Origin of the sequence: uncultured Mycobacterium sp. (assembly GCF_964249325.1) — a bacterium.
Taxonomy (GTDB): domain Bacteria; phylum Actinomycetota; class Actinomycetes; order Mycobacteriales; family Mycobacteriaceae; genus Mycobacterium.
In genome coordinates, this window is the sequence record NZ_CAXUCH010000019.1 from 23,390 (window position 1) to 34,652 (window position 11,263).

An 11,263-nucleotide genomic window follows, 5' to 3' on the forward strand; every position below is an offset into this window, starting at 1 on the left:
GCCGGCGCACCCCTGCCGGTCGGACACGATCTCCGTAATAAGTCCTTCACTGAGCCCGACCGGGCTCGGCGTCTTGCTGGCCGGCGCGGGCCCCGCGCATATTGCTCGGATCGCAGCCGTATCGCCGACTTTCGGGCGACTGTTTGAGGGTACTGACGCGGCATCGCCGGGTCAAACTTGGTGCGGCGCTTTCCTCGTAAAGGCCAACTGGTTAACTCATGCCACAGCTGCCACGCACTGGTGCACGTGTCCCGGACCAATTTCTATGAAGTCCGTCGAATGTTGCAGAACGGTTGGCACTCGCACTGAAACCTGTTAGCTTCGGGCAAGCCGTTCCCGCCCGGGATGGCACCGACAATGAAACGGAGGACGACCGCTCGGCAAACTGCCAGGCAACCTAATTGGCTGCCTACCCGCGGGCCTTGCGGACTGTCCTCGATCGATGCGGTACAACGACGGCTGTGCTGTCCACATCTGTGGATAACTATGTGGACAGTTTGCTGTCGCTACAGGTGTTGTGGTTGGACCTGGAACCAGGGGGATTCGTCGTTGACCGATGATCCCGGCTCGAGTTTCTCGACGGTGTGGAACGCTGTCGTCTCCGAACTCAACGGCGAAACCCATTCCGACTACGCGGCCACCAACGGCGACACCACCCCTCCCCTGACGCCCCAGCAAAGAGCCTGGTTAAACCTTGTGCAGCCGCTCACGATTGTCGAGGGCTTTGCTTTGCTGTCGGTTCCGAGCAGCTTTGTCCAAAACGAAATCGAACGGCACCTGCGCACCCAGATCACCGATGCCTTGAGCCGTCGGCTCGGCCAGCCCATCCAACTAGGTGTGCGCATCGCCCCGCCAGACACGACCGAGGTCGACGACGCCAGCCCGCAATCAGACGACGCCTCACTCGACCCCGACGAAGTGGACGAAGACCGTGAGGCTTTGGCCAGCGCCCACGAAAACTGGCCGACCTACTTCACCGAACGACCGCACAGCAACGACGCCGCGGCGGCCAGCGGAACAAGCCTGAACCGGCGCTACACGTTTGACACCTTCGTCATCGGCGCCTCGAACCGGTTCGCTCATGCCGCGGCCCTGGCAATCGCGGAGGCGCCGGCCCGCGCCTACAACCCTTTGTTCATCTGGGGAGAATCCGGGCTCGGCAAGACACATCTGTTGCACGCCGCGGGAAACTACGCGCAACGACTGTTTCCCGGCATGCGGGTCAAGTACGTCTCCACCGAAGAGTTCACCAACGACTTCATCAACTCGTTGCGCGACGACCGCAAAGTCGCCTTCAAACGCAGCTACCGCGACGTCGATGTGCTGTTGGTCGACGACATCCAGTTCATCGAAGGCAAGGAAGGTATCCAGGAGGAGTTCTTCCACACCTTCAATACACTGCACAACGCCAACAAGCAGATCGTCATCTCCTCCGACCGACCCCCCAAACAGCTCGCCACCCTCGAGGATCGGCTACGGACCCGGTTCGAGTGGGGCCTGATCACCGACGTGCAGCCGCCCGAGCTGGAAACCCGCATCGCCATCCTGCGGAAGAAAGCGCAAATGGAACGGCTCGCTGTGCCCGACGATGTGCTCGAACTGATCGCCAGCAGCATCGAGCGCAACATCCGCGAGCTTGAGGGCGCGCTCATTCGAGTCACAGCGTTCGCGTCGCTGAACAAGACGCCGATCGACAAGGCGTTGGCCGAGATCGTGTTGCGCGACCTGATCGCCGACGCCGGCATGATGCAAATTAGCGCGGCCACCATCATGGCGGCCACAGCGGAATACTTCGACACCACGGTCGAGGAACTCCGGGGGCCGGGCAAGACCCGCGCGCTGGCCCAGTCGCGACAAATCGCGATGTATTTGTGCCGAGAACTCACCGACCTGTCACTGCCGAAGATCGGTCAGGCATTCGACCGTGACCACACCACGGTGATGTATGCCGAACGCAAGGTTCGCGGCGAGATGGCCGAACGCCAGGAGGTGTTCGACCATGTCAAAGAACTCACCACGCGCATCCGCCAGCGCTCCAAGCGCTGACCGGGACTTAGCGTCACGGTTCACTACCGCGTCAGCAACGGCCCGTGGAGTTTCACACAATTCATGCCAGCGTCAGCCGCTCCCAAAGCCGTGTGCACAGGCGTGTGGACAAACCACGGTCACTGCGACTCATCGTGCACAGCGGTGCGATACCCCCAGCCGCGCACAGATGCCCCACAGCTGCCCGCGCTGTCTTCCACACCACGCCAGCGTCCCCACCAGCAGTGCAGCGGTGCTATCCACAAACTGCACAGGCCTTAATACTGTTACTGAGATCTCTCCATAGTTTCTTCTTTGAAGAACGGCCTTGGGACACGCGCTTTCCGCACGGTGACGAGCAATGAGGTCAACCAATGTCACCCCTGCCGATTAGCTTTCAAGATGGCGCCGGACGCTCTACGGTTGTTCTTCGACTGCCGATTACGGTCGCCATAGCCGACTTGCGGCCACAGGCGTTCGTCACCGGAGCATCCCCGTTTGCGGGGACAGGTAGCCGCTGACTTTGAGTTCGTTGTGACGGGGTGATGAAGGGACCGCTATGAATGTGGCGACGAAGGTAGGCCTCAACGACTTGAAGTTTCGCTTGGTGCGTGATGACTTTGCCGAAGCGGTGGCTTGGGTGGCCCGGAATTTGCCCACCAGGCCGACGGTGCCGGTGCTTGCCGGAGTGCTGCTGACCGGATCCGAGGACGGGCTGGTGATTTCCGGTTTCGACTACGAGGTCTCTGCCGAGGTCCGGGTGGCTGCTGAAATAGCTTCTCCTGGAACGGTTTTAGTGTCCGGCAGATTATTGTCGGACATCACTCGCGCGTTGCCGGACCGGCCGGTTGACTTCCACGTCGACGGTACTCGGGTGTCATTGACGTGCGGGAGCGCCAGATTCTCATTGCCGACGATGGCTGTCGAGGATTACCCCGCGTTACCGACTCTGCCGGAGGAGACCGGCAGGCTGCCCGCCGAGGTGTTCGCCGAAGCGATCAGTCAAGTTGCCGTGGCCGCGGGGCGAGACGACACGTTGCCGATGTTGACCGGTATCCGGGTGGAGATCTCGGGCGAAACAGTGGTTTTGGCCGCAACCGACCGGTTCCGGTTGGCGGTGCGGGAACTGACCTGGTCGGCGGTGTCGCCCGACATCGAGGCAGCGGTTTTAGTGCCGGCGAAAACGTTGGCTGAAGCAGCCAAGGCGAGCCCCGACGGCTCGGAGGTGCGGCTGTCATTGGGGGCGGCATCGGGGGTCGGTAAAGACGGCCTACTGGGTATCAGCGGGGACGGCAAGCGCAGCACTACCCGCTTGCTCGATGCCGAGTTCCCGAAGTTTCGGCAATTGCTTCCGACCGAGCACACCGCGGTGGCCACCATTGGTGTGGCCGAATTGACCGAAGCGATCAAGCGTGTGGCGTTGGTGGCTGAGCGGGGCGCCCAAGTCCGGATGGAGTTCGCCGATGGGCTGCTGCGGCTGTCCGCCGGCGCCGATGATGTCGGGCGCGCCGAAGAAGACTTGCCCGTCGAGTTCGCCGGTGACCCGTTGACCATTGCGTTCAATCCGACGTATCTGACCGACGGGCTGGGCTCGCTGCACTCCGAGCGGGTGGCGTTTGGTTTCACCACGCCGAGTCGACCAGCCGTGTTGCGCCCGGCCTCCGACGAGTCCCACCCGTTGGATCCCGGCCCCTTTCCTGCGGTACAGAGCCAATACGTCTACCTGTTGATGCCTGTGCGCTTACCGGGATAGTACGCAGCGGTGTTCGTCCGGTACTTGGGATTGCGCGACTTCCGGTCGTGGGCCCACGCGGAACTTGAATTGGAGCCCGGGCGCACGGTCTTCGTCGGTCCTAACGGGTACGGCAAAACGAATCTCATTGAGGCGCTGTGGTATTCGTCGACGTTGGCTTCGCATCGGGTAGCCACGGACGCCCCGCTGGTGCGCAGCGGTGCGCCACGAGCAGTTATTTCGACGATCGTGGTCAACGAGGGCCGAGAATGTGCTGTTGATTTGGAGATCGCTTCCGGGCGGGCCAACAAGGCGCGGTTAAACCGGTCGCCGGTGCGCAGCACCCGCGAGGTGGTCGGGGTGTTACGGGCCGTCTTGTTCGCCCCCGAAGATCTGGCGTTGGTGCGCGGGGATCCGATGGATCGGCGCCGCTACGTTGATGACCTGGCGACGCTGCGACGCCCGCGGATCGCCGCGGTGCGCGCGGACTACGACAAAGTGCTGAGGCAGCGCACCGCCCTGCTGAAGACGGCGGCCGGTGCTCGACAACGCAGCGATCACGGGATGCTGGAGACGCTTGATGTGTGGGACGGGCGACTTGCCGCGCATGGCGCCGAGTTGATGGCCGCGCGCATCGACCTGGTCAACGAGCTAGCCCCCGAAGTCGAAAAGGCCTACCAGTTATTGGCGCCGGGGCCGAGAGCCGCCGCCATCAGTTATCGCAGCAGCATCGATCTGGGTGCCGATAAAGAAGTCAACCCGGAGGTTCTGGAAGCTGCGTTGCTGACGGCGCTGTCTCAGCGGCGAAACGCCGAGCTGGAGCGGGGAGTGTGTTTGGTGGGCCCACATCGTGACGACCTGGAGTTACACCTCGGTGACGAGCCAGCGAAGGGCTTCGCCAGCCAGGGGGAGTCGTGGTCGCTGACATTGGCGCTGCGACTGGCCGCCTACGAGCTGTTGCGCGGTGAGGGCAGCGACCCGGTGTTGTTGCTAGACGACGTGTTCGCCGAGCTCGACGTGGCGCGGCGGCGGGCTCTGGCAGCAGTTGCGGCATCGGCCGAGCAGGTGTTGGTGACCGCAGCAGTGGCCGACGACATCCCGACCGGCTGGGATACCCGGCACGTGACGATCCAATTGCGCGACGACGACAGCGGACGGATCTCGGTGGTGCAGATATGACTGACGACGTCAATCGGGCGAAGCCCCCGAGGGCAGCGGATATGGACTTGGTGCGGCGCACCCTTGAGGAAGCGCGGGAAGCGGCGCGGCTGCGCGGTCATGATGTGGGCCGCGGGCGCTCAGCGTCGACGCCGCGCCGGGTGGCCGGCTCTGGGAGCAGACGAAGCTGGTCCGGGCCGGGTCCGGACCGTCGGGACCCGCAGCCACTCGGTCGGGTAGCGCAGGACCTGGCGAAGAAGCGCGGCTGGTCGTCGCGGGTGGCTGAGGGCACCGTGCTTGGGCAGTGGGCGTCGGTGGTGGGTCAGCAGATCGCCGACCACGCGACTCCCACTGCGCTGAGCGATGGAGTGTTGAAAGTATCCGCGGAGTCCACGGCCTGGGCCACGCAGTTGCGGATCATGCAAGCGCAACTTCTGGCGAAGATCGCGGCGGCGGTCGGCGACGGTGTGGTGACGACGCTCAAGATTTCTGGTCCGGCGGCGCCGTCGTGGCGAAAGGGACCGCTGCACATCGCCGGCCGAGGCCCGCGCGACACTTATGGGTGAGGCGAGCGTTCGCCGGTTGAAATTGTCGGCTCAGAGCCGCCAGAAGCATAGCGATCGGCTCCGCGAGCGTCAGGACGCGACTGTACTCGCGATGGCGATCACACGGCGCGGTCAGATAGGTAGAAACACCCCGGGAAAATCGGTGCTGCCGGCCGCTAACGGTAGACTGGAGCCACGATGCTGCTGCGGTGACTGGACCGCTCGCATGCGACCCCCAAGGAGAGCTTTCCGACCGTGGCTGCCCAGAAGAAGAAGGCACAAGAGGAATACGACGCCCAGTCCATCACAATTCTCGAAGGGCTGGAGGCTGTCCGCAAACGCCCCGGGATGTACATCGGCTCCACCGGTGAGCGCGGCCTGCACCACCTCATTTGGGAAGTGGTCGACAACGCGGTCGACGAGGCGATGGCCGGCTATGCCACCCGGGTTGACGTGGTGCTGCTCGAAGACGGCGGAGTGGAGGTCCGCGACGACGGCCGCGGCATCCCGGTGGCGATGCATGCCTCTGGCATACCCACGGTTGACGTGGTGATGACCCAGCTGCACGCCGGCGGCAAGTTCGACTCCGAGTCGTATGCGATATCGGGTGGTTTGCACGGTGTCGGTGTATCGGTGGTCAACGCCTTGTCCACCCGACTGGAGGTCGAGATCTGCCGCGACGGCTATGAGTGGTTCCAGTTCTACGACCACTCGGTGCCCGGCACCCTCAAGCAGGGAGCGAAGACCAAAACGACCGGCTCGACCGTGCGGTTCTGGGCCGACCCCGAGGTGTTCGAAACCACCGAATACGACTTCGAGACCGTCGCGCGCCGGTTGCAGGAGATGGCCTTCCTCAACAAGGGGCTGACCATCACCCTGACCGACGAGCGGGTGGCCCAGGACGACGTCGTCGACGAGGTCGTCAGCGACGTCGCCGAGGCACCGAAGTCCGCTGAGGAACGCGCCGCCGAATCTGCTGCGCCGCACAAGGTTAAGCACCGCACCTTCCATTACCCGGGTGGCCTGGTCGACTACGTCAAGCACATCAACCGCACCAAGAACCCGATTCACTCCAGCATCGTGGATTTCTCCGGCAAGGGGCCAGGCTGCGAAGTCGAGATCGCGATGCAGTGGAACGCCGGCTACTCTGATTTGTTGCACACGTTCTCCAACTCGATCTACACTCACGAGGGCGGCACCCACGAAGAAGGGTTCCGGGCGGCCTTGACGTCGGTGGTCAATAAGTACGCCAAGGACAAAAAGCTCCTGAAAGACAAGGATCCGAACCTCACCGGCGACGACATCCGAGAAGGGCTGGCCGCGGTCATCTCCGTCAAGGTTGCCGAACCGCAATTCGAGGGCCAGACCAAGACGAAGCTCGGCAACACCGAAGTCAAGTCGTTCGTGCAGAAGGTCTGCAACGACAAGCTCACCCACTGGTTCGAAGCCAACCCATCCGACGCCAAGACCGTCGTCAACAAAGCGGTGTCATCGGCGCAGGCGCGGATCGCCGCGCGCAAAGCGCGAGAACTGGTGCGCCGCAAGACTGCCACCGACATTGGCGGCTTGCCGGGCAAGCTGGCCGACTGCCGCTCGACCGATCCGCGCAAGTCGGAACTGTACGTGGTGGAAGGTGATTCGGCTGGCGGTTCGGCTAAAAGCGGCCGGGACTCGATGTTCCAGGCGATCCTGCCCTTGCGCGGCAAGATCATCAATGTGGAAAAGGCCCGCATCGACCGAGTGCTGAAGAACACCGAAGTACAGGCGATCATCACGGCGCTCGGTACCGGGATTCACGACGAGTTCGACATTTCCAAGTTGCGCTACCACAAGATCGTGTTGATGGCAGACGCCGACGTCGACGGCCAGCACATCTCGACACTGCTGTTGACCCTGTTGTTCCGGTTCATGCGGCCACTGATCGAAAACGGCCACGTGTTCTTGGCGCAGCCCCCGCTGTACAAACTGAAGTGGCAGCGCGCCGAGCCCGAATTCGCCTACTCCGACCGCGAACGCGACGGGCTGCTGGAAGCCGGGCTGAAGGCTGGCAAGAAGATCAACAAGGACGACGGCATCCAGCGCTACAAGGGTCTCGGGGAAATGGACGCCAAGGAGTTGTGGGAAACCACGATGGACCCCTCGGTGCGGGTGCTGCGTCAGGTCACCCTCGACGATGCCGCCGCGGCCGACGAGCTGTTCTCCGTGTTGATGGGCGAGGACGTCGATGCACGCCGCAGCTTTATCACCCGCAACGCCAAGGATGTTCGTTTCCTTGATGTCTGAGCGGCGACCGTCAGCCCTATCGGTAAACGAGGAATAGATGACAGACATCACGCTGCCGCCTGGAGATGATTCCACCGACCGGATCGAACCGGTCGATATCCAGCAGGAGATGCAGCGCAGCTACATCGATTACGCGATGAGCGTGATCGTCGGTCGTGCGTTGCCCGAAGTACGCGACGGCCTCAAACCGGTCCACCGTCGGGTGCTCTACGCGATGTTTGACTCGGGCTTCCGCCCGGATCGCAGCCACGCCAAGTCCGCCCGGTCCGTCGCCGAGACGATGGGCAACTACCACCCGCACGGCGACGCGTCGATCTACGACACCCTGGTGCGGATGGCCCAGCCGTGGTCGCTGCGCTACCCGTTGGTCGACGGTCAGGGCAACTTCGGCTCACCTGGCAACGACCCGCCGGCGGCGATGCGCTATTGCGTCACCGGCGAGGCGCTGGTTGCACTCCCCGAGGGCCAGTCGGTGCGCATCGCCGACGTCGTGCCGGATGCGCGGCCTAACAGTGACAACGCCATCGACCTCAAAGTGCTTGACCGGCACGGCAATCCCGTGCTCGCCGACCGACTTTTCCACTCGGGCGAGCACCGGGTGTACGCAGTGCGCACGATCGAAGGCTTTCAGGTCACTGGCACCGCCAACCATCCCTTGCTGTGTTTGGTGGATGTCGCGGGCGTGCCGACATTGCTGTGGAAGCTGATCGACGAAATCAAGCCGGGCGATTACGCGGTGATCCAACGCGACGCATTGAGCGTCGACTGTGTAGGTTATCGGCCCGAAAAGCGCGGATTTACACCCACAACCTACACACTGGGTGTCCCTGGGCTGGCAGGCTTTCTGCAAGCACACGGCAGCGACCCGGACGCCCACGCCATTGCCGAAGAACTGACCGACGCGCGCTTCTATTACGCGAAGGTCGCCAATATCACCGACGCTGGTATCCAGCCGGTGTACAGCCTTCGCGTTGACACGCAAGACCACGCTTTCGTCACCAACGGGTTCGTCAGCCACAACACCGAGGCTCGGCTCACGCCGTTGGCCATGGAGATGCTGCGTGAAATCGACGAGGAGACAGTCGATTTCATCCCCAACTATGACGGCCGGGTGCAGGAGCCGACGGTACTGCCCAGCCGGTTCCCCAACCTGCTAGCCAACGGCTCGGGCGGCATCGCGGTCGGTATGGCCACCAACATCCCGCCGCACAATCTGCGCGAGCTCGCCGAAGCGGTGTTTTGGTGCCTGGAGAACTTCGACGCCGACGAAGAGGCGACGCTGGCCGCGGTCACCGAGCGGGTCAAAGGTCCTGACTTCCCCACCGCCGGGCTGATCGTCGGTACGCAGGGTATTACCGAGGCGTACACCACCGGGCGCGGCTCGATCCGCATGCGCGGGGTGGCCGAGATCGAGGAAATCGCAAAGGGCCGAACGGGACTCGTCATCACCGAGTTGCCCTACCAGGTCAACCACGACAACTTCATCACCTCGATCGCCGAACAAGTCCGCGACGGCAAGCTCTCCGGGATCGCCAACATCGAAGATCAGAGCAGCGACCGGGTGGGCCTGCGCATCGTCATCGAGCTCAAACGCGACGCGGTCGCCAAGGTGGTGCTCAACAACCTCTACAAGCACACCCAGCTGCAGACCAGCTTCGGCGCCAACATGTTGGCGATCGTCGACGGGGTGCCGCGCACGCTGCGGCTCGATCAGCTGATCCGCTACTACGTCGACCATCAGCTCGACGTGATCGTGCGGCGCACCACCTACCGGCTGCGCAAGGCCAACGAGCGGGCCCACATCCTGCGCGGGCTGGTCAAGGCGCTCGACGCGCTCGACGAAGTGATCGCGCTGATCCGGGCGTCGGAAACCGTCGATATCGCCCGGCAGGGCCTGATCGAGCTCCTCGACATCGACGAAATCCAGGCCCAAGCGATCCTCGACATGCAGTTGCGTCGCTTGGCGGCACTGGAGCGCCAGCGCATCGTCGACGATCTGGCCAAGATCGAAGCAGAGATCGCCGACCTCGAAGACATCCTGGCCAAGCCAGGGCGGCAGCGCGGCATCGTGCGCGACGAGCTGGCCGAGATCGTCGACAAACACGGCGATGACCGGCGGACCCGGATCGTGGCGGCCGACGGCGAAGTCAGCGACGAGGATCTGATCGCCCGCGAGGACGTCGTCGTGACCATCACCGAGACCGGCTATGCCAAGCGCACCAAGACCGACCTGTACCGCAGCCAAAAACGCGGCGGCAAGGGCGTGCAGGGCGCGGGCCTCAAGCAAGACGACATCGTCGCGCACTTCTTCGTGTGCTCGACACACGACTGGATTCTGTTCTTCACCAGCCAGGGCCGCGTGTACCGGGCCAAGGCCTACGAGCTGCCGGAGGCCTCCCGCACAGCACGCGGCCAGCATGTCGCCAATCTGCTGGCCTTCCAGCCGGAGGAGCGCATCGCGCAGGTCATCCGGATCCGGGGCTACACCGACGCTCCTTACCTGGTGCTGGCCACCCGCAACGGCTTGGTCAAGAAGACCAGGCTCACCGACTTTGACTCCAACCGGTCGGGCGGAATCGTCGCGATCAACCTGCGCGACGACGACGAACTGGTCGGCGCGGTGCTGTGTTCGGCCGACGACGACCTGCTGCTGGTCTCGGCCAATGGCCAGTCCATCCGGTTCTCGGCCAACGACGATGCGCTGCGGCCGATGGGCCGAGCCACCTCGGGCGTGCAGGGCATGCGGTTCAACACCGACGACCGGTTGCTGTCGCTGAACGTGGTCCAGGAAGGTACCTATCTATTGGTGGCGACGTCCGGCGGCTATGCCAAGCGCACCGCGATCGAGGAATACCCGGTGCAAGGGCGCGGCGGTAAGGGAGTGCTGACCATCCAGTACGACCTGCGGCGTGGCAAGCTGGTGGGGGCATTGATCGTCGACGACCAGACCGAGGTCTACGCGATTACCTCCGGTGGCGGGGTGATCCGCACAGCGGCGCGGCAGGTACGCAAGGCCGGACGGCAGACCAAGGGTGTGCGGTTGATGAACTTGGGCGAGGGCGACACACTGATAGCCATCGCACGCAATGCCGAAGAAGCCGAAGTAAGCGACGACGATCCGGGTCCTTAGGCTGTGACGATACGATCCCCGAGGTGGGCATTCCCCGCTAGCGGGACCAGAGTCGGGCAGTGCCACTCAGCCCGACACGTAAGCGGCCGCCACCACCGCCCGGGCGGCCCGGGTGTACACGTAAGGAGCCGGGGGTGACTTCACCTAACGAGCCGGGACACTCCGGGCCCGGCGACAACGCCGGCGACCGCAATGGTTCACCTGAGCACAGCGGCACACACCGATCCGCGCCCAGACCGGGCCCCGGCCGCGGCACCGACACCGGCAACGTGCCGCCGTGGCAGCGGCGCCCCGAGCGGCCACGTCCGCCGCAACGCTCGACTCCCGAAACCTCCTCACCGGTCGAACCACGCTCTACCGGCCACTCAGGCGAGGTCGAGGGCCGCGTGA

At 63.8% G+C, this 11,263-nt stretch carries 6 protein-coding genes; all 6 read left to right on the top strand.

Annotated features, from left to right (window positions below; translation table 11 throughout):
* The first annotated feature begins 549 nt into the window (after positions 1-549).
* On the top strand, positions 550-2,046 hold the full coding sequence (gene dnaA, locus ACFE99_RS04625) for a chromosomal replication initiator protein DnaA (protein WP_375482853.1): 1,497 nt from the start codon (positions 550-552) through the stop codon (positions 2,044-2,046).
* 538 nt (positions 2,047-2,584) lie between these two features.
* Positions 2,585-3,778, top strand: a complete 1,194-nt coding sequence (dnaN, locus tag ACFE99_RS04630) for a DNA polymerase III subunit beta (protein WP_375482855.1) — start codon at positions 2,585-2,587, stop codon at positions 3,776-3,778.
* Between the two features lie 9 nt (positions 3,779-3,787).
* Positions 3,788-4,936, top strand: a complete 1,149-nt coding sequence (gene recF / locus ACFE99_RS04635; RefSeq protein WP_375482857.1) for a DNA replication/repair protein RecF — start codon at positions 3,788-3,790, stop codon at positions 4,934-4,936.
* Positions 4,933-5,481, top strand: coding sequence for a DUF721 family protein (locus tag ACFE99_RS04640; RefSeq protein WP_375482859.1), 549 nt, complete (start codon positions 4,933-4,935; stop codon positions 5,479-5,481). Before recF ends, ACFE99_RS04640 begins: the two co-directional genes overlap by 4 nt.
* A gap of 234 nt (positions 5,482-5,715) precedes the next feature.
* Positions 5,716-7,743 carry a DNA topoisomerase (ATP-hydrolyzing) subunit B gene (gene gyrB / locus ACFE99_RS04645; RefSeq protein WP_375482861.1) on the top strand — a complete coding sequence of 676 codons (2,028 nt, stop codon included), beginning with the start codon at positions 5,716-5,718 and terminating at the stop codon, positions 7,741-7,743.
* 37 nt (positions 7,744-7,780) lie between these two features.
* Positions 7,781-10,873 (top strand): intein-containing DNA gyrase subunit A, encoded by a 3,093-nt coding sequence (gene gyrA, locus ACFE99_RS04650; protein ID WP_375482863.1) that lies wholly within the window; start codon positions 7,781-7,783, stop codon positions 10,871-10,873.
* Positions 10,874-11,263 lie beyond the last annotated feature (390 nt).

Coding starts and splice junctions, on each gene's coding strand:
- dnaN (WP_375482855.1), top strand. CDS start 2,585: ATGAATGTGGCGACGAAGGTAGGCCTCAACGACTTGAAGTTTCGCTTG.
- ACFE99_RS04640 (WP_375482859.1), top strand. CDS start 4,933: ATGACTGACGACGTCAATCGGGCGAAGCCCCCGAGGGCAGCGGATATG.
- gyrA (WP_375482863.1), top strand. CDS start 7,781: ATGACAGACATCACGCTGCCGCCTGGAGATGATTCCACCGACCGGATC.